23 protein-coding genes and 1 pseudogene are annotated in these 20951 nt (G+C 39.5%); 15 read left to right on the top strand and 9 right to left on the bottom strand.

Features of this window, described 5'->3' with window-relative positions; translation table 11 throughout:
* Window positions 1-72 precede the first annotated feature (72 nt).
* The 4 genes from spoIVB to NSS79_RS23410 all read left to right on the top strand — a co-directional run bounded on the left by spoIVB (window position 73) and on the right by NSS79_RS23410 (window position 3323).
* Window positions 73-1149: a SpoIVB peptidase gene (spoIVB, locus tag NSS79_RS23425; RefSeq protein WP_342440425.1), complete on the top strand. Its 1077-nt coding sequence runs from the start codon at window positions 73-75 to the stop codon at window positions 1147-1149.
* Between the two features lie 199 nt (window positions 1150-1348).
* On the top strand, window positions 1349-2167 hold the full coding sequence (gene spo0A, locus NSS79_RS23420; protein WP_076108893.1) for a sporulation transcription factor Spo0A: 819 nt from the start codon (window positions 1349-1351) through the stop codon (window positions 2165-2167).
* A 173-nt stretch (window positions 2168-2340) separates the two neighbouring features.
* Entirely contained in the window at window positions 2341-2640 is a 300-nt protein-coding gene (locus NSS79_RS23415) for a site-specific integrase (RefSeq protein WP_342436345.1), read from the top strand.
* A 143-nt stretch (window positions 2641-2783) separates the two neighbouring features.
* Complete coding sequence (locus tag NSS79_RS23410) at window positions 2784-3323, top strand: tyrosine-type recombinase/integrase (protein WP_342436344.1); 540 nt, start codon at window positions 2784-2786, stop codon at window positions 3321-3323.
* 689 nt (window positions 3324-4012) lie between these two features.
* Here NSS79_RS23410 and NSS79_RS23405 read toward each other — a convergent pair.
* Window positions 4013-4945 (bottom strand): zinc ribbon domain-containing protein, encoded by a 933-nt coding sequence (locus NSS79_RS23405; RefSeq protein ID WP_342436343.1) that lies wholly within the window; start codon window positions 4943-4945, stop codon window positions 4013-4015.
* A gap of 190 nt (window positions 4946-5135) precedes the next feature.
* On the opposite strand from NSS79_RS23405, the gene NSS79_RS23400 reads away from it, so the two are divergent.
* The 4 genes from NSS79_RS23400 to NSS79_RS23385 all read left to right on the top strand — a co-directional run bounded on the left by NSS79_RS23400 (window position 5136) and on the right by NSS79_RS23385 (window position 8145).
* On the top strand, window positions 5136-5363 hold the full coding sequence (locus NSS79_RS23400; RefSeq protein ID WP_342436342.1) for a hypothetical protein: 228 nt from the start codon (window positions 5136-5138) through the stop codon (window positions 5361-5363).
* A 52-nt stretch (window positions 5364-5415) separates the two neighbouring features.
* Window positions 5416-6246 carry a hypothetical protein gene (locus NSS79_RS23395; RefSeq protein WP_342436341.1) on the top strand — a complete coding sequence of 277 codons (831 nt, stop codon included), beginning with the start codon at window positions 5416-5418 and terminating at the stop codon, window positions 6244-6246.
* A gap of 9 nt (window positions 6247-6255) precedes the next feature.
* Window positions 6256-6861, top strand: a complete 606-nt coding sequence (locus NSS79_RS23390) for a hypothetical protein (protein ID WP_342436340.1) — start codon at window positions 6256-6258, stop codon at window positions 6859-6861.
* A 63-nt stretch (window positions 6862-6924) separates the two neighbouring features.
* Window positions 6925-8145, top strand: coding sequence for an IS256 family transposase (locus NSS79_RS23385; protein WP_342435582.1), 1221 nt, complete (start codon window positions 6925-6927; stop codon window positions 8143-8145).
* 172 nt (window positions 8146-8317) lie between these two features.
* Here NSS79_RS23385 and NSS79_RS23380 read toward each other — a convergent pair whose 3' ends face one another.
* The 4 genes and pseudogenes from NSS79_RS23380 to NSS79_RS23365 all read right to left on the bottom strand — a co-directional run bounded on the left by NSS79_RS23380 (window position 8318) and on the right by NSS79_RS23365 (window position 13918).
* On the bottom strand, window positions 8318-8683 hold the full coding sequence (locus tag NSS79_RS23380) for a hypothetical protein (protein ID WP_342440499.1): 366 nt from the start codon (window positions 8681-8683) through the stop codon (window positions 8318-8320).
* Between the two features lie 57 nt (window positions 8684-8740).
* Window positions 8741-9929: pseudogene (locus tag NSS79_RS23375) on the bottom strand (IS256 family transposase); the annotation flags it as partial.
* Between the two features lie 656 nt (window positions 9930-10585).
* Entirely contained in the window at window positions 10586-11509 is a 924-nt protein-coding gene (locus tag NSS79_RS23370) for a hypothetical protein (RefSeq protein WP_342436339.1), read from the bottom strand.
* A 669-nt stretch (window positions 11510-12178) separates the two neighbouring features.
* On the bottom strand, window positions 12179-13918 hold the full coding sequence (locus NSS79_RS23365) for an ATP-binding cassette domain-containing protein (RefSeq protein WP_342436338.1): 1740 nt from the start codon (window positions 13916-13918) through the stop codon (window positions 12179-12181).
* A 173-nt stretch (window positions 13919-14091) separates the two neighbouring features.
* Here NSS79_RS23365 and NSS79_RS23360 point away from each other — a divergent pair, with 173 nt between their 5' ends.
* Both NSS79_RS23360 and NSS79_RS23355 read left to right on the top strand, forming a co-directional pair.
* Complete coding sequence (locus NSS79_RS23360) at window positions 14092-14868, top strand: RNA ligase family protein (RefSeq protein ID WP_342436337.1); 777 nt, start codon at window positions 14092-14094, stop codon at window positions 14866-14868.
* Between the two features lie 23 nt (window positions 14869-14891).
* The gene (locus tag NSS79_RS23355; protein ID WP_342436336.1) at window positions 14892-15611 is read left to right on the top strand and encodes a hypothetical protein; all 720 of its coding nucleotides are present in this window, start codon (window positions 14892-14894) and stop codon (window positions 15609-15611) included.
* Between the two features lie 87 nt (window positions 15612-15698).
* Here the strand turns inward: NSS79_RS23355 and NSS79_RS23350 are convergent, their stop codons facing one another.
* Complete coding sequence (locus NSS79_RS23350; RefSeq protein WP_342436335.1) at window positions 15699-16490, bottom strand: FlxA-like family protein; 792 nt, start codon at window positions 16488-16490, stop codon at window positions 15699-15701.
* A 171-nt stretch (window positions 16491-16661) separates the two neighbouring features.
* On the opposite strand from NSS79_RS23350, the gene NSS79_RS23345 reads away from it, so the two are divergent.
* Window positions 16662-17321 (top strand): helix-turn-helix transcriptional regulator, encoded by a 660-nt coding sequence (locus NSS79_RS23345; RefSeq protein WP_038594913.1) that lies wholly within the window; start codon window positions 16662-16664, stop codon window positions 17319-17321.
* Window positions 17322-17441: 120 nt separating this feature from the next.
* On the top strand, window positions 17442-17750 hold the full coding sequence (locus NSS79_RS23340) for a hypothetical protein (protein WP_038594912.1): 309 nt from the start codon (window positions 17442-17444) through the stop codon (window positions 17748-17750).
* A 154-nt stretch (window positions 17751-17904) separates the two neighbouring features.
* Here the strand turns inward: NSS79_RS23340 and NSS79_RS23335 are convergent, their stop codons facing one another.
* Window positions 17905-18084, bottom strand: a complete 180-nt coding sequence (locus NSS79_RS23335) for a sporulation histidine kinase inhibitor Sda (RefSeq protein ID WP_342436334.1) — start codon at window positions 18082-18084, stop codon at window positions 17905-17907.
* A gap of 228 nt (window positions 18085-18312) precedes the next feature.
* Complete coding sequence (locus NSS79_RS23330) at window positions 18313-18648, bottom strand: LytTR family DNA-binding domain-containing protein (RefSeq protein ID WP_341094748.1); 336 nt, start codon at window positions 18646-18648, stop codon at window positions 18313-18315.
* Between the two features lie 216 nt (window positions 18649-18864).
* Between NSS79_RS23330 and NSS79_RS23325 the strand changes: the two genes are divergently transcribed.
* Window positions 18865-19092: a hypothetical protein gene (locus NSS79_RS23325; protein WP_342436333.1), complete on the top strand. Its 228-nt coding sequence runs from the start codon at window positions 18865-18867 to the stop codon at window positions 19090-19092.
* A 214-nt stretch (window positions 19093-19306) separates the two neighbouring features.
* Here the strand turns inward: NSS79_RS23325 and NSS79_RS23320 are convergent, their stop codons facing one another.
* Complete coding sequence (locus tag NSS79_RS23320) at window positions 19307-19963, bottom strand: hypothetical protein (protein WP_342436332.1); 657 nt, start codon at window positions 19961-19963, stop codon at window positions 19307-19309.
* Window positions 19964-20100: 137 nt separating this feature from the next.
* Here NSS79_RS23320 and NSS79_RS23315 point away from each other — a divergent pair, with 137 nt between their 5' ends.
* Window positions 20101-20619: a DinB family protein gene (locus tag NSS79_RS23315; protein ID WP_342436331.1), complete on the top strand. Its 519-nt coding sequence runs from the start codon at window positions 20101-20103 to the stop codon at window positions 20617-20619.
* Window positions 20620-20670: 51 nt separating this feature from the next.
* A complete protein-coding gene (locus NSS79_RS23310; protein WP_342436330.1) occupies window positions 20671-20937 on the top strand; it encodes a hypothetical protein in 267 nt (88 codons plus the stop codon).
* Window positions 20938-20951: the final 14 nt, after the last annotated feature.

Here is a 20951-nt window from a genome sequence, read left to right as displayed (position 1 = left end):
GGAGCGTGACAGCCATTGAAGCCGAACCTCAGGAAGTTAATGCCCGGCCTTTTATTTGCCTTCTTTCTCAGCATGTCAGGAATGACGGGATCTCTCCAGGCCTATGCATCACCGCTGGATATTCCGCCTGACAAGCCGGTACAAGGAATTGACGGGGAGCTGAAAGTCATCCCTGGAGGCCAGACGATTGGCGTCAAAGTGAAGTCAGCAGGTGTTCTGGTTGTGGGCCATCATCTTATTGAAGTATCCGAGCAGTCCAAGCTTTCACCAGGAGAGAACAGTGGTCTGGTACCGGGTGATCTGATGATCTCGATTGACGGGAACAAGCTGGACGAGGTGTCTAAGGTAGCCAAGCTTGTGGAGCGTGCAGGAATGGCAAATGAGCCGTTGACCATCGTGTACAAACGCGACGGGAAAGAACATACGGCGAAGCTGAAGCCTGCTTATGACCGTAATGACAAGGTGTGGAGATTGGGGCTGTACATCCGCGATTCAGCAGCCGGTGTCGGAACCTTAACGTTCTATGCTCCTGAGCAGGGCGTATATGGCGCTCTGGGCCATGTCATTACGGACATGAATACCGGAACACCGATTGTCGTCGGCAGCGGTCACATCGTCCAGTCCAGTGTGACCTCAATCTCCAAGAGCCAGGACGGTGATCCCGGCGAGAAACGTGCTGTATTTCTAAAAGAAAGCCAAGTACTTGGCAATGTTCAAAGCAATACGGACTTCGGGATCTTTGGCAAAATGACCCGCAATCCGGAGCACAGCCTGTATAAGCAGCCGATACCGATTGCCATGAGCAGTGAAGTCAAGGAAGGGCCCGCACAAATCCTTACAGTGGTTGACGGACAGCAGGTTGAGCGATTCAATGTAGAGATCATCCATGTTGCCCATCAGCAGACCCCGGCAACCAAAGGTCTGGTGCTGCGCATTACCGATCCCCGTCTGATTGACAAAACCGGAGGAATCGTTCAAGGCATGAGCGGCAGTCCGATTGTGCAGAATGGCCGTTTAATCGGCGCAGTGACCCATGTATTCGTTAATGACCCGAAGTCAGGGTATGGCTGCTTCATCGAATGGATGCTGAAAGACTCTGGTGTGGCTCAGCAGAGCAATATTGCTCCCTACAATCTTAAGGCGGTTTAGCCTTAAGATTTTTTTGTCGAAGCTAAGCGAGAAAGATCGAAAAATGAAACAAAATATTTAATTATAATCCAACGCCGAAAAAAAATAAAGAAAAATAATTTTCGACAGAAGGATATTCAAACTGCATGTCGAAAATGTTAAGGGAGACAAGATAAATGTTATTTTCGAATAGCAGTTATTAATAAGGAGGAAGCAGCCAGTGCAGAATATTGAAGTGTTGTTGGCCGATGATAACAGAGAGTTTACGAACTTGCTTGCCGAATACATTACGGAACAGGAAGACATGACCGTGACGGGCATTGCCTATAATGGTGAAGAAGTGCTTCAAATGCTTAGCGGGGCACGTAAAGTTCCGGATGTGCTAATTCTTGATATCATTATGCCGCATTTAGATGGACTTGGCGTCCTGGAACGCCTGCGTGATATGGATTTGAATCCGCAACCGAAGATCATTATGCTGACTGCTTTTGGGCAGGAGAACATCACTCAAAGAGCTGTGCAGCTTGGCGCGTCCTATTATATTCTTAAGCCGTTTGATATGGAGGTTCTGGCCAATCGTGTGCGTCAGCTTGTCGGTACCCAAGGCAGTATGAGCTCCTCCTCCAGCATGTCCAATTATTCCGGCTCCAGAAATAACAACAATGTTGTGCCGCTCTCCAAAGGCAAAAATCTGGATGCCAACATTACCTCAATCATTCATGAAATCGGCGTTCCGGCCCATATTAAGGGTTACCAATATTTACGTGAAGCCATTACGATGGTGTACAACAATATCGAAATCCTCGGTGCTATCACCAAGACACTATATCCGGCCATCGCCGAGAAATTCAAGACCACGCCTTCACGCGTAGAACGCGCGATCCGTCATGCCATTGAAGTGGCCTGGACCCGTGGCAACATCGACAGCATCTCCCACCTGTTCGGCTATACCATTAATATCTCCAAATCCAAGCCGACTAACTCAGAATTTATTGCCATGGTAGCCGACAAGCTGCGGATTGAACATAAGGTTTCTTGAAAGGGTTAGGATCAGGATATGTGAAGGGCTTTGTGGGGATTGGAAACAGCATCCAGCCAGTATTCAAAAGCCGATAAACTTGTTTTGAAACTATAAACTTTTCCCATCTCACCCGATAAACCTTTTTGGTTTATTGGGTTTTGTTTTTGTAGGAAAAGAGATGGAGGATCGGAATGAAGATATCGGAATTGGAGTATTATTTAGAAGACTTTTTAGCTTATTGTCAAAACAAGAATTTATCACGAAAAACGATTGGTTCATATGAACAATCATTGAAATTATTTATTGCTTATTTAAAGGATAAACACGATGTGGAAAAAGTAAGCGAAGTACGAACAGGACACATCAGGCAGTATATCGCCTATGTTCAAGAACGAGGAAAATATACAGTGGTAAGCCGAGAGTCATCGAAGCAGGTTAATTTTCCTGAAAAAAGAACTGATTATAAAAAGAGGTTTCGTCAATTACAATAAATAACTATATACGCAACATCAAAGTTCTCTTCAATTGGTTAAAACAAGAAGGAGAGCTTATCAAGAACCCTGTTGAGAATATTGCACAAATAAAAACTGTGAGGAGACAGAAAAAAGGGATAAACGAAGAGGAATTCAATAATTTGATAGACAAATTTGATTATACTAAGTTCCATGGTTACCGAAATAAGATTATTGTAATGCTGATACAAGATACAGGCATGAGAATTGGTGAATGCTTAGAAGTGATTGTAGATGCAATTGACTTTAAAGGTAAAATGATTCTTTTAACCAAAACAAAAGGTAAAAAGGAACGATACGTTTATTTTTCTAATGTAATGCAGTGGGAATTGAAGCAATATTTAAAATTTAAAGATCGATATACAGAAACAGAATTGCTATTCCCAACTACAAAAGGCACTCCTTTAAGTATCCAATCCTTTGAAAGGCAATTAAAAGACGCTAGTAAGATGGCAGGAATTGATGTTCATCCTCATATGCTTCGTAATAATTTTGCAAGACATTATTTGTTAAATGGGGGAGATTTCTATACTTTATCGTGGCTCCTTGGACATAGCTCAGTTACGGTTACTGAGGCCGCATATATGGATTTAACCCGTGAAGAAATTGCAAAAAAATATCAAAATCATAGTCCGCTTGGTAAGTGGAAATTGAAGAACTAGCGAATCCAAAAGGCAGCTAACCTATTCTAGGTTTAGTTGCTTTATTTGGTTGTACAGTAATGCTAACTGGAACCAAAAAATACATACTCTCGTACTATTTGGTATGGTAAAATAATCCTACATATCAAATAATCGATAATTAAATCTATATGAAAATTAAAGGAGACTACATAAATGGGACTGTTTTCAAAGAATCCTGAGAAACAAGCAAAAAATGAAGCAGGAATTAGCCAGGGAGTTGAAGTTATTTCTGATGGGTTACAATATCACGTTGAATTTTATTGCAAATTTTATTCGAAGTTCTTATTCTACTGCAACTCTTTCCTTGTGAATAGAGTAAATATCAAATCGACTAATCCAAGCCTCTTACAGCCAGTCCTAGAGCGTCTGAGCAGCATTCTATGCAAAAGGTACATGTACATCTGCCCATAACTGATACATGTGCCTTTTTTGTTTTATCCTAATCTACAATAACTAATTAACATTCCCCTCATCATACCCTAACAACTACCCTCCAGCATTCACACAGCTACTAATTCATTAGAATACTGTAAGTAAATCAGCCGAAAATTGATGCTGGGGAATAGATTAAACTTGACAAGAAACATACTACTGGTCAACTTTAAGGTCAGCATTTATAGGCATAGAAAAAGCCCACCCGAAGGTAGGCAAATGAATTTGTGTATGTATTATTTTTTGCTCAAGACATTTCCTGAAAGACCAATCATAGACATTGCTTCGGCTAGGTTAGTGCTATTAGTAGAAACATCGCCATAAAATGCATTAAGCGCAGATATAAAATAGGTAGAACTGACAGAAACATCAAAATTATTTGATTTCCAGTCTAAAATGACACCTTCAACAATATCTTTTTTCTGAGCATTATACATTTTTAGCCAATCATACCCTGTGGTGCTACCAGCAGTCTTATCCCATGTTTCCTTTGAATACTCTTCATTAATGTCTGTGTCTTCTTCTAAGGTTGGGGATGAAGTATTATTGCTTCCTGAACCAAATTTCTCTTCTAACTCATCATATTTCCAACGAATTTTAATATATTCAATATTGAAGTTTTTTATGTCTTCTTTAAACTCACCTTCGTAATCCATTAACTCATACCATACACCATCAATTTTATCGAATATTTCTTTATTATGCTTTTCATCATCGTTAATCTGTCCATAGTTGTATCTAGCATTTATGTATAAACTAAGATAATCAATGTCGTCTATATTAGTAACATTATTAGCATCAGTATTTTCAATAAATAACTTCGCTTCTTCCCAGTTCGCCTCTCGAATATATGAGTATAGTTTTTCTTGATTTCTAAGAGTTATCTTCGTTGCCTTGATTTCTTTTTCATCCATATAATGATTATATAAACCACTTAATCCTGCTATTAATACTATTATTATGATTATTATTAGTGCTTTAACTGGAAATTTATCTTTCTCATTTGCATTGATATCATCAGAAATTTTTACACTTACAGGGGTACTTCCTTCGTTATGTAATTCTATTGGTTTACTATTACCACTTGTTAACTTTGATCCACATTTATTACAAAACAAACTCTCCTCTGGATTCTCATGTACACAGTTGTTACATATCCTTGATGCCATTTTAAGAGTCCCCCATGACGTTTTTCCTGAATTCTACCACTCGGAATTTATCAGGTCTATAGCAACTCTCACTATTTAATTACAGCATTATTAACTTATCACTAATCCAGAATATTAGATGCTGATGTACTTTCATTCGTGGTAAAATATTACTATAGTATATATCTCGACAGGATGTGAGGGCTGGACTATGAAGAAATATGCATATGGTCGTCTTAGCAGTAGAATTCTTAATTTTCAAGTCCATTGGTTCTTTTCTTATGGCAATGATATTGAAGAAGATTTAGAGAAGGATCAAGATATCCTTGATGTTATGAACGAATTGGGGCTTAAAGGATGGCGTTTCTCTTTGAATGAGAATGATCATGGAGAAAATGAGAAGGATTACATATTATATCGTGAAATCAGCAATGACTAATTAGGATGAATTAATAGCTTGAAAAGCATTTTCAAAGGAAGTGATATTATAAGTGTGGGAGCAGTTAGCAGGAATATCTTTAAAAACATTAAGTTGGGGCGGATTAGTAGCTTTCATAGCAGCACTAGTTCCAGTACTGAGAAAGATACAGCCTATTACTACTTTGACTTCATCAAATTTCGAAAGAACGCTTCTAACTAAGGAAAAAAGAATACTTGTTAAACTAATACTATTTGTCATGCATTCATTAATTTATCTGGGTGTTATTGGATTTGTATATTATTGTTTTTACGGACTGTACACTAATTCATTCTTAAATATTTCAGCAAAAACAATGCAAGTAATACCCAGTGTCCTTTCATATGTCCTATTCATTTCAAGTTTTGTACTAATCCATTTGACTTTCTCAGAGATAAGTATTGTCGAGCGATTAACTGGAAGCAGAAAAGTCTATGTAATTAGCTTTTTAATAACGTTTGCTTTATTTGTAACATCCTCAACTCTTTATATCCCCAGCCTATTTCTACTATCTGTGGTTAATGAAGATTTCTCATATGGGAATAATAAAGAGTTGTTTGTACTCATCATTGGATTTGCTATTATTTTCTTTATGTATAGTCTTGCAGCAATGGCTGGAATGAAATTCGTTCTTTCACAATTTGATAAAAAGTTAAAAATATCGAACGGAGAATACTTTTATATCCAAGAGAATGATACTTCTGAGAAATGGTATGTATATTATCCGACTAATAATAATTTATACTTGTTGGGGGATACTCCGTTACCTCAGAAAACTAATGTATTTAAAACTATGGATAAAAAGGAATTGTTAGCACAGAAGATTTATGTTCACCGTTCAAATGATGAAGAAGAAGCACAGTAGGAGGGAAACATGACTGCAATTAATTTTATGTTTAATGCTGAAACGGTTGTTGTTGCAATGGATACATTATCTATATCCGCAGAAGATAGAACACCGTATAAATTTATATCTAAAATATTCCCGCTCCCACATTTACAAAGTGTAATGTGTGGAACAGGTAATTTAGATTTAATTCTTGAATGGTACACTACAATCCAAAAGAATGTTATTTCTTATGATATTGATTATTTCAGTGATTTAACCTCAGACACTCTAAAAAAGCTGAAAGCAAAATATCCTTCTGAAGCAACAACAACTATCTATCAATTTGGCTATTCACATGAGAAAAAAACCTTTAGGGGTTTTGTATATCGAAGCACCAATAACTTTGCATCTGAAGAATATCAATATTGTACAGCACAAAAACCACAAGTGGATTTTGATTTCTTTGGGGAAGCAGAAGTACATGGTCTAGATGCAGCATTTATTAAGCTAATCACCTTGCAGAAGATTGAAGATGATGCATGTGAGGACCGTGTGGGCATAGGTGGAGAAATTCATAGATTTGTCATGACAAAGGATTCGAATAAGCTTGATATAATTCATCGTTTTCCAGATCATGAAGAGAGTCTGTAAAATATATTGTGTAAACTCTCAAACCCATTAAAATGGAAGTAAGAGAAAGGTTGGGGAGAACACATGGGACTTTGGACAAAACAGCAGTTACGGGAATTTATTAAGGAAAACAATTTGGTAAGCGCACAGGATGCGCAAAATGCTCTAAAAGAGCTATTCGCTGAGACGATTCAGGAGATGCTGGAAGCCGAAATGGATACTCACTTAGGCTACGGAAAGCATGAAGTAAAGGCGAAACTCACTCCAAATAGTCGCAATGGAAAGAGCCGAAAAACGGTCGTCAGTGAGTACGGTGAACAGGAAATCGCTATCCCTAGGGACCGTCTGGGTGAGTTTGAGCCACTTGTCGTCAAGAAGCATCAGTCGAACGTAACGGGCATCGAAGAACAAATCATTGCCCTGTACGCCAAAGGCGTCAGCACCAGGGAAATCCAGGATCATCTGGGGCAGATGTATGGCATTGAGGTCTCTCCTACGCTCATTTCCAATGTCACGAACAAGATTGTTCCTCTCATTAAAGAATGGCAGAACCGGCCTCTGCAGGGCGTCTATGCGGTCGTCTATCTGGACGCCATCCACTTTAAAGTCAAACAAGACGGGGCCATTATCAACAAGGCCGCCTACATGGTCATTGGCATTGATTTGGACGGAAACAAAGATGTGCTGGGCATGTGGATCGGGGAGAACGAGTCCTCCAAGTTCTGGCTGAGCGTGCTGAATGAGCTCAAAAATCGCGGGGTGGGGGACATTCTCATTATCTGCGTGGACAACCTGTCCGGGTTCTCTCAAGCGATTGCAGCCTGCTACCCCCAAACTGAAATCCAGAAGTGTATTATTCACCAAATCCGTAGCTCTACCCGGTACGTTTCGTACAAGGACATTAAGAAGGTGACCGCCGACTTAAAGCCTATATACAAGGCCGCTACTGAGGAAGGCGCCTTGCTTGAACTCGACCGTTTTCAGGAAGTCTGGGGCGCTAAATATCCTCTTATTATCCGTTCCTGGCGGACAAATTGGGACGAACTCGCTACCTTTTTCAAGTACCCGCCTGAGATCCGCAAACTCATCTACACCACCAATATGATCGAGAGTTACCACCGCCAGCTACGCAAAGTAACGAAAGGAAAAAGCATCTTTCCTACGGATGAGGCATTGCTGAAGATGCTCTATTTAGCTACCGTTGACGTCACTCGGAAATGGACGGGACGTGTACAAAACTGGGGGCAAATGCTGCTCCAGTTGTCCGTCTTCTTTCCTGATCGGGTCGGTCAACACTTGCGTTAGATTCGCGACTTCCCCCTCGGGGGAATCTATGCTTAAAAGAGTTTACACAAAATTATTGACAGACCCCATGAAGAACAGTATAAACAGATGATTGATAATCTACATAAATAGATACAATATCGAAGCCCTGAGACACGTTCTCTCTAGGGCTTTTTCTTTGCGTCTTCTTTAATTAAAGGTTAGGTTCTAGAAAGTTTAATATGCTTAAAAGAGTCTCTTTTAAGCTATGTATAAGATATGGTCTAAAACTCTCATCAATGTTACGGCTATATTCATTAGAATCTTCAATCTCTTTTATTTCGTTAAGTGCATGAGCTACAATGTATTCTTTAAGTAAGGAGAGTTTTATGAAATTGTTTGGTTCCAATCCTAAATGATCTATATGCTTGCATTGAAGTATTAGAATTCTTATGAAACTAACATCTAAAGTATTGAAAAAGAGAGGATCTAATTTCTCAAAGTAATTATTCCAAGCAGAGATAGCCAAATTAGTATTTTTTGGGTCTGTCAATAATTTTGTGTAAACTCTTTTAAGCATAGATTCCCCCGAGGGGGAAGTCGCGAATCTAACGCAAGTGTTGACCGACCCGATCAGAAAGAAGACGGACAACTGGAGCAGCATTTGCCCCCAGTTTTGTAACGTCCCGTCCATTTCCGAGTGACGTCGACGGTAGCTAAATAGAGCATCTTCAGCAATGCCTCATCCGTAGGAAAGATGCTTTTTCCTTTCGTTACTTTGCGTAGCTGGCGGTGGTAACTCTCGATCATATTGGTGGTGTAGATCAGTTTGCGGATCTCAGGCGGGTACTTGAAAAAGGTAGCGAGTTCGTCCCAATTTGTCCGCCAGGAACGGATAATAAGAGGATATTTAGCGCCCCAGACTTCCTCAAAACGGTCGAGTTCAAGCAAGGCGCCTTCCTCAGTAGCGGCCTTGTATATAGGCTTTAAGTCGGCGGTCACCTTCTTAATGTCCTTGTACGACACGTACCGTGTGGAACTGCGGATCTGGTGAATAATACACTTCTGGATTTCAGTTTGGGGGTAGCAGGCTGCAATCGCTTGAGAGAACCCGGACAGGTTGTCCACGCAGATAATGAGAATGTCCCCCACCCCGCGATTTTTCAGCTCATTCAGCACGCTCAGCCAGAACTTGGAGGACTCGTTCTCCCCGATCCACATGCCCAGCACATCTGTTTCCGTCCAAATCAATGCCAATGACCATGTAGGCGGCCTTGTTGATAATGGCCCCGTCTTGTTTGACTTTAAAGTGGATGGCGTCCAGATAGACGACCGCATAGACGCCCTGCAGAGGCCGGTTCTGCCATTCTTTAATGAGAGGAACAATCTTTTGTTCGTGACATTGGAAATGAGCGTAGGAGAGACCTCAATGCCATACATCTGCCCCAGATGATCCTGGATTTCCCTGGTGCTGACGCCTTTGGCGTACAGGGCAATGATTTGTTCTTCGATGCCCGTTACGTTCGACTGATGCTTCTTGACGACAAGTGGCTCAAACTCACCCAGACGGTCCCTAGGGATAGCGATTTCCTGTTCACCGTACTCACTGACGACCATTTTGCGGCTCTTTCCATTCGACTATTTGGAGTGAGCTTCGCCTTTACTTCATGCTTTCCGTAGCCTAAGTGAGTATCCATTTCGGCTTCCAGCATCTCCTGAATCGTCTCAGCGAATAGCTCTTTTAGAGCATTTTGCGCATCCTGTGCGCTTACCAAATTGTTTTCCTTAATAAATTCCCGTAACTGCTGTTTTGTCCAAAGTCCCATGTGTTCTCCCCAACCTTTCTCTTACTTCCATTTTAATGGGTTTGAGAGTTTACACAATATATTTTACAGACTCAAAAATAGCAAAAATATGTGTTCTACTCCCTGAAGGTCAAAAACGTAAAACCCTGTCGCTCCGCTCCTATCGTGCCGCTTGCGGCACTCTCGCATTAACACTCAGTTTAACATTAGAAGACAGTACCTCTTAGCGTTACAAGGTTTTATTATTGGATTAATTTGTGTTTAACATTTGTGAAACACGGTATGCTCTTGTCTCACAAATGTTAAACAATCCACTCCATTTCCCTAGTAGTATCATTCTTCACAAACTGCTTATACCCCTTAAATACTTACTCTGAAATCGGCATAGCCGCATAAGGATTGTGAAAAATCTTAAAGCTATACCATAAGCCAAGTTCCGTCAGTCTATCTTCTAACGTGGCAACTGCACTAATACGAGTGTTACGGCATGGCTGAAACAATCCAGTTGGCTCAAATTGAATTCAGGCTCACTAGCTAGTCCAGCTTCACTCACATCAAAGGCAAGCTTGTGAGTGCCGTAGAGGGCTTCTATAACACCTGATGCGTGTTCATGTGCATGTGACCTGCGGAATTTAGCAGGTTCGTCTTCCTCATATCAAAATGCTTATTTGTAAGTGTTACTGCAACTCTATTAAAATTTCATCTGATAAGCCACCGTAATTCCTCTTTTCTGAAGGACTATATCCATGAGAAATAATTTCAAATACAGTATAAACTTTATTATTAGTGAAGTTAATCTGCTTGAATTTCTCTATTAATTGGAAAAATACTGAACATGTTTTATTTGTGTATTCTTTAAATGAGTATGTATCGTCATTAAATTCGATAGAAATGTGGTATTCTACGTCAGTTTCTTCACTTGGTTCTTCATTTTCGATTCTGTGTAGTAGGTCATCCCATATTTCAATTGAATAACATTCCTTCGAATAATTATATTTTTTTTGAAGTTTAGCATTACTAACAATATTATGCAGCTTCTTTTCTAACAGATCGTAAAAGTTCGATGATTCCATAACAAGATATGAGGAGTGCTCTTTTATCGAAATTGCTCCTTTTGAGTCTAAAGAAAGAATATTACTCTGGATTGCTTCTGCTATCTGTTTTTTTACTTGCACCTTATTTTTACCATCAAGACTATAACAAAGTGGTCTTCTGAATTTTATATCGAAGGGAAGATCGTCAAATGAACCAAAATCTGAATTGAAAATGCAGATTATTCTCTCCCAACCTAATACTTTTGCTGCATATCCTAATTCAATAAGAACATTAGGGTTAGGTGTTTTTCTTTTGTGATAATCGGAATTAATAATGCTGACATCAGCTATAAATAATTTTGATTTTTCTATTTTCGAAAAAATTGTGCTTGCAATATCAGGGGTTCCTGTCTCATTCTGGGTATCCCTATCTATGACAAATTCTATATCAAACGATTCAGATACATTTAGTTCCTTCAGGCACTGCTTAATACAGCTTTCAATAAAACTACGATTGTTGTTATTGGGGAGATCTGATTGCCAAGAGTAAAAAACATGGTTTTTCATTTTGAGTATCCTTTCTATAAAACCTAGTTGTGTTGATTGTAGTGAATTGTGAATGATTTATCCTCGACAAAAAAAGGTGTGATTTTCGAATACTGATCTTCATATAGCTTATTGATTTTGTCGATGATGATCAACTCTTTGAGTATCAATTGATGAAGGGGGACTACAGCAGATCGCTTACTGTTACAGATAACGTTAAGTTTTAAGCTTATTATAGGCAGTAATACCAGTTAATCAATAAAAATAGGCACATTTACGTTGGTGGAAATCTCACTTAACGTAGGCTGTGCCTTATATGAAATCTGAATTTTATATAGTTGAAAGAACCATATTAAAGGTATCTAAATATAATGATAATACGAGTTTTTGCTTAATTCATTATTAATTAGTTCATCAGCATCATTAATGTGGAAGCCATTAGTATAGAATTTTTTTTCAAGGCTTGAGATTTTAACTCCACTTATCTTTGCTATTAAAGCAGGGTTAACATTGTTTTGTACAAGACCTAATAATGCAGAGTTCATTATTCCTTCAAGTTCAAAAGTATCTGAATCTGGTGCTACCTCTACGATCGGAGGCGATAGTAACCTTGCTGCGCAAGATAAATACGGACAAGCAAGTGACCGTGGTTATCGTCACGCATGACCCGTTAGTTGCATCAGCAACAGATTAAAGCAACTTAATCAGCTCTTCCAGCTCATCAACCAATACTTTTGCAAGTTCAAAATCAGTATTTTTTAAAGCCAATTCTATTTTCATTTCAACTGATTTTTTCTTTTGTTCAGTTTCTAAATAGTCTCGATCAAAATGACTAGCATAAATCATCTTTCTGAATTTTCGCATACTCATTTTTCTAATCGTCTTATCGGCAATGATTAAAACATAATCCATACCATTTACCACAGAATAGAAATCATGAGAAATCATGAGAATCGCACCTTTATACTCTTCAATGGCTTTCTCCAGTGCTATTTGTGTATAGGTGTCTAAATGGCTTGTCGGTTCATCAAGAAGCAATACGTTTGCTTTACTGGCAGAAACTTTAGCCAATTGAAGCATATTTTTTTCTCCACCAGATAAAGATTCTATCTTTTGATTAACGATTTCTCCTTCAAAGCCATAGTTTGAAATATACGATCTTATCTCATCATAAGTTTTAAACCCGGCATCGATGAATTCTTCCAGTATTGTATTAGAATCCTTCAGTATTTCGCTTTGAAGCTGAGATAAATAAGCCATTTTAACATCCGTGTTTATTTCAATTGAATCATGATTATTTTTAAAGATTTCTCGGAGTAAAGTCGTTTTCCCAGTTCCGTTTGAACCGATAAGGGCTACTTTATCCGTAGATTTTATCTCAAAGTTAACATTTTCTAAAAGCAATTCATCAAAGGAAACACTATAATTATTGACATTTACAACAACGGTGTCTTCAATTTCATTATCAATACCTAAACTGATATTCGGTTGCTTAATATCTACGAATGGCGCTTTAATTCTACGCGTTTCCAATCTCTCTTGAAACCTAACTCTAGCTTTTAAAGCTCTCCCTCTAGATGCTTCTGAATTATAGGTTGCGATAACTCTAAGATTATTGATGATGTTCTCGTTTCTCTCAATTTCTTCATTCTCAGCGACCGTGAGTTCTTGTAACTCAATTTTAGTTTGAAGTAAGGAGAAGTTATAATCAATATATCGCCCATTAAACTCTTGGATCTCCATGTTTTCAAGGTGTATAATTTTGTTGAAACAATGATTCAATAGATATCGGTTGTGCGTAACAACTAGCAGCATTCCTTTGTGGGAATTAATAAGATTTTTAAGCGCATTTAGGTTTTCAAAATCTAAAAATACATCTGGTTCGTCCATAATCATTAAGTCTGGACTACTAAGCATTTCCTTCATCACTTGAATAAGTTTGAATTCCCCGCCACTCAGGTCGGATACCCTAAGATCTTTTAGCTTCATGAGGTTTGCTAGATTTAGTTTCTTATTAATATTGCTTTCAAAATCATCCCCGCCAATTGAATCAAATGCGTCTAAAGCTAATTGATACTTTTCTAGTAACGAATCAATATCCGATGATGTTTCCATTTCAGTACAAATAGATTTTATTTCATTTTGGATCTTAATAAATTCTTCTCCTATATATTCAAAAACTGTTGTTTCTTTAGATTTGTCCAGTTGCGAGAACTGACTTACATACCCAATTGTGCAAGTTGGGTCCATCTCTAACAGGCCATCAAAAATATATCTTTCTGGATCCATCAGTATATCTATCAGTGTACTTTTCCCACTGCCACTTGTTCCTATAAAAGCGCAATGTTGTGCCTCTTCTAACGTAAATGAAATATTTTTATATAGTTCTTTTTGCGGAAATGAGAAGGATAAGTTATCAACTTTTATCATAGTATTACCTTTCTTTATAACTAAATTAGTGACGATTAATAGATGTATTGAAGATCATAGATTATGAGTTTACCGTTGATAGAGTAACACTGTTTACAACCAACTTCAATCATTTCGCATTAAAGTTGTTCGTGAAATTGAAAAATACTTTCATTGAGAGAGGAAGTTATATTTTGAATTTAAAGAAATTTAATTCTTTAACAAAGTACCCAAGCATTTTTACCTATCATCAATTAGGTGAACGTGGCCGCTTGAATGATGTATTAACTGAGTCCAAAGGCTTCTCAGAATCAGACGATGTTTTTGTTTACGAAAAAGTAGATGGTGAAAATTCAAGAATCATTCTATTTAAAAATGATTATAACGAAGTTGATTATCTGATTGGTTCCCGAGAAGAATTGTTATATGCTAAAGGAGACAGAATCAGTAATCCTTACGGGAACATTGCGGAATTCCTTAAACCGTTAGCAGAGAAAGTAACAGCAGATGTCTTTTCACAGGGTGACTGGGCATTAACCGTAATTTATCAGGAATCTTATGGAGGAAAAACTAAAGCATCCAAGAACTATTCTGACAGAAGAACTCAAGGGTATCGTGTATTTGATGTGTTCTCCTTGGATAAGGATGAATTAGATAGACTACTAGAGTTATCGCAGGAGAAAATTGCGGAGTGGCGAGATCATGGTAATCAGCCATTTTATAATGAGATTGAGAAGAAGAGATTTGTAGAGCGCATGGATTTGCAGTCCGCACCACTTCTGGAAACCATCAAGGGTCCCCAATTTCCAACTTCTCTTGAGAGTACATATTCTTATTTAAAAAGGTTCGAAAATACGCAAGTGGGGATTGAGGCAACAGGTAAATCAGAAGGAATCATTGTTAGGACAACTGACCGTAAACAAATTAGAAAGATCCGTTTCGAGGATTATGAACGAACGTTTAGAAAATAACTGATCAAAATAGGGGAGTTATTATGGAGTCTCATTATACAAGAGCCGTAAATCGAATTAACAATATTGATGCTAAGTATTATATAGATATCTCTAATAAAAGGTATGAAGATGTAAGGTCCAAAGGTGAATATACTGCAGACGCTACACTTATCGCTGAATACTATCGTAGAGTTGGTGTTTTATTACAATTTATGTCTATTGAAGGCGTTAGTATTTTTGCAGGCATGGCGAAAATCATTAATAATGAAATGGAGATTCTCGATTTTGATAATCTGTTTGAAATTTGTCCTAATCTTGAGCCGATAAATTTAACGGTTTTAAAAATGATTTGCTCCAATTATATTCAATGGTGCATTCTGCTTGATGCCGGCGACCCGATTGCTGTTAAATTTCATGATATATATGAGCCAATAATCAAGTTATTTGAAAGAGGTGGAGGACGGATTAGTACGCATCATCACGAATTGGTTGGAGGGTTTGGTGCGTTTGGCCGGTCTATACATGCTAGTAGAGGAGACATGAAAGAATTCGACATCAGTGACCAGGCACTTAGACAAGAAATCAAAGAGGTAGAACATGCCGAAGAATACGTTAAAGAGTATAAGTTAGATAGCAGCGTAACAAAAAATTGCCTACGATGCGGAAATAGACTGGTTGTACAAGAAAACGAGGGCTATGGTGGTAAATGGTACAAAATTAAATGTGAAACTAATATATGTTTTGATCAGAATTTTAGTTGAAATCTTCAATGAAATAAATCTTAGTCTAGCTGAACCGCTATTCATTTGATTAGCCAATCGAAGTGAATAGCGGTTTTTGTTAAGCCTTCACACCCGTACGTCAATTGATTTTACCGCCCCGGAAGCTCCAGCATCATCCCCAGTTTTTTCGTCTCCCGGGAGCGATTTATCTTTCGAAGTGCTGTCTTTGGTATCCTTTTTATCACTGTCCGTATCTTCCTCAAGTCCGGAAATTTCCGGTACGGCTTTATTTGCTTGTGACAAGCGGGAGTTATCCTCTTTGAGCCCGGAAACCAACTCGCCAATTTTTTGATCGACATTATGTATGGTAGAGCGGATATCCAGTATCCGTTCCCGTTTGGTCTGCAGGACGGTATATTCTGCATTCTCCAGCATTTCGTATCTGCCGATATCTTTGGTAGGGTTGTTAGCCAGTCTGTCGTGCTCCATCTTGGATTCGCTCTTTAACGGATCTATAGAGCCTTCCAGCTTCTTGCTCAGGCCCACCAGCTTGCCCAGGCGGTCATAAGTCGTGCTGTGCTTTAAAACAACGTCCAGCACTGCTGCAGAGCTGTCTGTTGACGTTGGTTTGCTGTCCTGCTGCTCGGGCCGGTTGCGTTCAGCTTTTTCTTGCATCTCTTGGGCTTTGAGCTCGGCAATCTGGGCATCAATGTTCTGGATTGAGGTCCTCAGGGACTGAACCCGTTCGGCCTTCATCTTCGTGTCCAAATCTTTATCGGCCTTAACCGCGCTGATTTCTTCATTTAATTTGCTTTTTTGGCTTAATAAGCTTTGGATCTCCTTGCCACGGGGGGAAGCAATGGTTTGGTTTGCGGTATTGGCGTTAACGTTACTTGAGATTGAGGGGATGGGCGCCATGGGTATTTCCTCCAAATCAAAGAATTATTTACCATATAAATGTTTTATCGGTAAAGCAGGGCGCCAAAATAAGAATAATGCTTAAATAAGCAGCAAGTATTTTAGGGATTAATTGTTATATTGAAACACAAAGTGTTATCTTGTGTTATGATAGAGGTAGAGGTGACTCCCATGAACGATTTCGATAACTATCCTGATGAGCTGGGGGATTTTATCCGGCACTTCAGAAAAGCACGCGGGTTGACCTTAAGAGGACTGGAAGAGAAGAGCGGCATCAGTTACTCTCAGCTCAGCAAGATTGAACGCGGGGAAAGTATTCCTCTCAAAGATAACCTGGATAAGATCATTGAAGCGCTTGGAGCGGACCTTAAGAACCGCATGTATCATCTGGCTGACTATATGCCGGATATTGAATACATCAAGACACTTAAGCAGGGCTACAAGCTGCCTGTCCTTAATCAGTCCCAGGATTATATATATGAGACGGCATTTAACAAGCTGAAGGAGTTTCGGTCCAAGGAAGGGAAAGAAACTTCGTACGTTTCGTTTGATTCCGATGAGGTCATCGTTTATGAAACGGAATATGGGGCAGGAATGGTAATAGAAAAAATTGAGAAATATAACCTTACTGATGTGCTCAACGACAAATTTGAAGGCAATCTGGATTCACTCCGCAAGCAGCCCCGAAAAGGCCGACAGGCCTATATCTTCGGCGAGTGGCTGCGGGAATGCATCTATGAGCTGAAGGATGAGGAGCAGGACGAGGTTATCCAGGCACTGAAGGAGTTTACCCAATTTAAGGTGCAGCAGGTTAAGGGCGCGTTTAAATGAGCGTGCGTCCGTTCTATTGTTTTCAAAAATGAATAATGTTGCCCTTTCTTGCAGCCATCTATTCATCTTGATCCATAAACCAACAACAAAAATGGTTACACAGAAAAGGGGATATCTCAAATGAGAGTTAACATGAAATTTACCAGCAAGGGAAAAGCGGCAATCGAAAATTTCAACAACGAAGAGCTGCTGGAGATCTTTGCGAGATACATCAAAACATTGACCAAGAAATATGATATCGAAGTGGACGTGCCTCTCGAAGTGAACCAGAATATCGTGGGGGACGGAACCATAATCGCCATGGCACAGAATGTGAAGTGTGATATCGAAACCTTCTTCAAAGAACTGGGCCGGGATATCAAGGTGCCGCTCAAAAAAAGACTGGGCGGAAAGCTCGACAACGTCTTCAAGACAGAATTCATCGAGTAGTCCTGAAGTACTCTCCTTTATCTAATCATTAATCATCCCAATAAAAGAAGCCATCCTGCACATTAAAGTGAGGATAGCTTCTTTGCTGTTTATCGGGCAAGGTCTATTCCAAAAAGCAGAAACTATGTAAGAATATGCTGAGATTATAGCAGCATCAAGCATCCAGGTGCTCTGAGCCCGTTAATTTTCTCCCGTTCAGTACATTTTTAATAATTTCAATAAAATCAGGCGAAGCCTTCGCCTCCACCGCCAATTCATAGATGTTCAATAACTGTTCGTCAGATAACATTTCAAGGGATGAGGGGCGCGGAGAAGGATGAAAGTAATAATCCATTAGATTCCTCCATCGGTTATTTAGAATGACTTAAATTATAGTAATCTATCTAAATGGTACCATTTGGAAAGAAATCCGTCTCCTGGTATTCACAGCGTGAATTCCCCTTTACAAAAAATGAATGATATGGGAAAATGAAGGATTGGGTCGAAGGATGTTGAATAAAAGCAACGATCCCAGTGCTAATGTGCACCGGGATCACTGCTTTTTGATGCTGCCTTTGTTCTCTTATTGCGAGGAATCTTTTTTGCGTCCTGCCAAATGTTTTTTGAGGCGGGCTTCATTGGACTCAGATACAGTGGCAAATTGTTCTCCTTGATTAAAAAGAACGATCTTCCGCTCCGCATCATAACTGTCCACATTGCTGAGACTCACGACATTGCTGCGGTCAAGACGCTCAAATCCTTTACCCTTATAAGCAACCAATAAATCGGAAAGAGTAGTGGGGAGAACAAATTCGCCTTCTTTCGTATGGACGAATATTGCATTTTTGTAGCTGGAAAAATACAATATCTCTTCTTCCTGGATGTCCAGGGAGGAGCCGTCGTTTTGTAAGACACGCATGTTTTCCCCATCCTTGTTTAATTACTTCCGCAATTCTTTTGGTGCTTCAGGGCTGTGTAAACTAATTTTCATAACGGAGACGAAAAAACGGGCGGATGCTTCAAGTGCAGCTGAAGCGCGTTTAGCCACAAGTGCTTTCATAGTTAGTACCTCCTTCTCCAAGGTATTACTGTTAAAGACTGGACGAGAAAGGCCAGTCCTAAGACAGACGATCCAATGAAAAAATTTAAAGAGACAATTGCTATTGAGGCGGCCTTCAGCCCCGGATACCAATGGAGAGGTATTTGGGCATTTTTGTCCGGATTAGGAGCAAAGAAGATCATTATTATTAAACTGGTTGCATTGATTAACAACAGTGTACTTCCTGAAAAGTGGAGAAAAAAGGGTATAAGGACGCATAATAGAGTTGTTACTATGTTGCAGGCAGTTGCCGTCCTTAAATGAAAGCCTCCCGAACAGACCCGCAAGAAGGAGAAGCTTACAAAAAATAATAAGGTTGCAGCTAGATTATTTATGAACCATCCAATCACTGCCGAGCTTACCAGCATTAGAAGTGTGTTCAGTATAATATTCAGGGAGTATTGCATGACCTCGATAGAACCTGTTTCTTCGGGATTCGCCTTTTTAATAGCAGTTGAAATCTTAAGAGCCAAGCTATTCAAAACTCATCACCACGATTCTTTTGACTTGAATAATACAGATACCCAAATAAAAGCATCCCGTAAAGAAGAGGGATAAGAAAGAACAAGTTCGGTAAATATTCAACAAGGTATAGCATTAATATGACTAAAAGAACAGAGGGTATACTTAGGGCGAATAATATTTTATCGCGTTTGCCAATATCAATTCTTCCTTCTGGCTTGTCCGGTACAAAATCAAACCCTTTTCTTTTTTTGCCAATGTAGTAAGCAATAATAAGAGAAGCTGTAACAGTTAATAACTGCAACAGGTAGGAGCCTGTGGAAAGTGAAGGGAAATTCATTTTAACCAGACCGGTGAGATTCATGAACAAGTACAGTAGCGACTGGATTAACATATACGCTTGATAGGTCATACCTGTCATAATAACAGCATAAAATATATGAATGCGAAACAGAAGCCAGATGAAGAGAAACGCCAAAGTATACTGTAAGAATACATCTGTTTTTGACATCGAATAATTAAAGCGTAAGCAATATGAGAAGAAAGCCATAATCAAACCGGCAAAAACTATCTCTTTCGGATAAAGATCAATCTTGAATATCTTAAATGCCAGATAAAATAATGAGGTACTTTCAAGTACCGAAAACACGATAAATAGTACAGAATCCAGCATACCGACACTCCCGAAGGTCAGATTAACTCAACCTTTAATCTTGCAAATATTATACCTAATGAACTAAAATACAACAATAAGATTTTGTTCTTTTCACCAAATTTTTCTTAATAATGTTGGGAAAGAGGCGTTAATTGATGAATCAGCGTCCGGAAAAAAATGAGTATCTTGAGGTTCAGGAGCGATATATCGCTCTAGTGCCAGCTGACGGAGATTTGGCAGCCATTCTTAGGGAGCAATCCAGAAGCCTCTTTGATTTGTTGGGAGCCTTAAGCGAAGAGCAGGGGAACTACCGTTATGCACCGGAGAAGTGGAGCATTAAGCAGATGATTGGCCACCTGACCGACAATGACCGGATTATGTCTTACCGCTTGCTTTGTTTTGCCAGAGGAGAACAAGCGCCGCTGCCCGGGTACGAGGAAAAAGATTATGTGGCCGCAGGTGATTTTGACCGCTTCACTCTTCAGGAACTGGTCAGCCAGTACAAACTGGTCCGCCAGTCTACCCTGGCTCTGCTGGACAGTCTGCCGGAAGACGCCTGGACCCGGAGAGGAATGTTCCATTCGACAGCAATGTCGGTCAGAGCACAGGCCTGCCTCATTATCGGACATGAACTTCATCATTTGAATGTGTTGAACGAGCGTTACTTGAATTAGTTGCGGCTACAGTTGATGGCAGTGAGGGATGGGAACAGGAGGAGGACGCAAATGGGCTTTTTAACGGGCATCTTGCATTTCTTTGTTCCACGGGAGAGAACACTGCTCTTCACTACATTTGATCAGGCCCAGTATTTCAGGGTGAAGAGCCGTCTTACCGCAGCGGGCATCCGCCACCGTTCCAAGATTAATGGAGGCATGCGGGCTGCAACCAACCGCGCAAATTATGGAGGGAACCTGGCAGTGCAGCATGAGCTGTTTGTGAGCAAGAAAGACGAACATAGAGCGCTGAAGGAGATCCAATCGTCTTCGGTCTAAACCAAAAAAAGCAT

Origin of the sequence: Paenibacillus sp. FSL L8-0436, from assembly GCF_038593025.1 — a bacterium.
Lineage (GTDB): Bacteria > Bacillota > Bacilli > Paenibacillales > Paenibacillaceae > Paenibacillus_AQ.
Note: the sequence above shows the minus strand (reverse complement) of the source record. Positions and strands in the feature narration are given on the sequence as shown.

Bases quoted from the DNA above. Each gene is read 5' to 3' on its own strand.
- NSS79_RS23400 (WP_342436342.1), top strand. From the start codon at position 5,136: ATGAAGAAATATGCATATGGTCGTCTTAGCAGTAGAATTCTTAATTTT.
- NSS79_RS23335 (WP_342436334.1), bottom strand. From the start codon at position 18,084: ATGGATTATTACTTTCATCCTTCTCCGCGCCCCTCATCCCTTGAAATG.
- NSS79_RS23385 (WP_342435582.1), top strand. From the start codon at position 6,925: ATGGGACTTTGGACAAAACAGCAGTTACGGGAATTTATTAAGGAAAAC.
- NSS79_RS23355 (WP_342436336.1), top strand. From the start codon at position 14,892: ATGGAGTCTCATTATACAAGAGCCGTAAATCGAATTAACAATATTGAT.
- NSS79_RS23370 (WP_342436339.1), bottom strand. From the start codon at position 11,509: ATGAAAAACCATGTTTTTTACTCTTGGCAATCAGATCTCCCCAATAAC.
- NSS79_RS23340 (WP_038594912.1), top strand. From the start codon at position 17,442: ATGAGAGTTAACATGAAATTTACCAGCAAGGGAAAAGCGGCAATCGAA.
- NSS79_RS23345 (WP_038594913.1), top strand. From the start codon at position 16,662: ATGAACGATTTCGATAACTATCCTGATGAGCTGGGGGATTTTATCCGG.
- NSS79_RS23330 (WP_341094748.1), bottom strand. From the start codon at position 18,648: ATGCGTGTCTTACAAAACGACGGCTCCTCCCTGGACATCCAGGAAGAA.
- NSS79_RS23350 (WP_342436335.1), bottom strand. From the start codon at position 16,490: ATGGCGCCCATCCCCTCAATCTCAAGTAACGTTAACGCCAATACCGCA.
- spoIVB (WP_342440425.1), top strand. From the start codon at position 73: ATGTCAGGAATGACGGGATCTCTCCAGGCCTATGCATCACCGCTGGAT.
- NSS79_RS23380 (WP_342440499.1), bottom strand. From the start codon at position 8,683: ATGCTTAAAAGAGTTTACACAAAATTATTGACAGACCCAAAAAATACT.
- NSS79_RS23315 (WP_342436331.1), top strand. From the start codon at position 20,101: ATGAATCAGCGTCCGGAAAAAAATGAGTATCTTGAGGTTCAGGAGCGA.
- NSS79_RS23405 (WP_342436343.1), bottom strand. From the start codon at position 4,945: ATGGCATCAAGGATATGTAACAACTGTGTACATGAGAATCCAGAGGAG.
- NSS79_RS23310 (WP_342436330.1), top strand. From the start codon at position 20,671: ATGGGCTTTTTAACGGGCATCTTGCATTTCTTTGTTCCACGGGAGAGA.
- NSS79_RS23365 (WP_342436338.1), bottom strand. From the start codon at position 13,918: ATGATAAAAGTTGATAACTTATCCTTCTCATTTCCGCAAAAAGAACTA.
- NSS79_RS23415 (WP_342436345.1), top strand. From the start codon at position 2,341: ATGAAGATATCGGAATTGGAGTATTATTTAGAAGACTTTTTAGCTTAT.
- NSS79_RS23320 (WP_342436332.1), bottom strand. From the start codon at position 19,963: ATGCTGGATTCTGTACTATTTATCGTGTTTTCGGTACTTGAAAGTACC.
- NSS79_RS23325 (WP_342436333.1), top strand. From the start codon at position 18,865: ATGAAAAAATTTAAAGAGACAATTGCTATTGAGGCGGCCTTCAGCCCC.
- NSS79_RS23390 (WP_342436340.1), top strand. From the start codon at position 6,256: ATGACTGCAATTAATTTTATGTTTAATGCTGAAACGGTTGTTGTTGCA.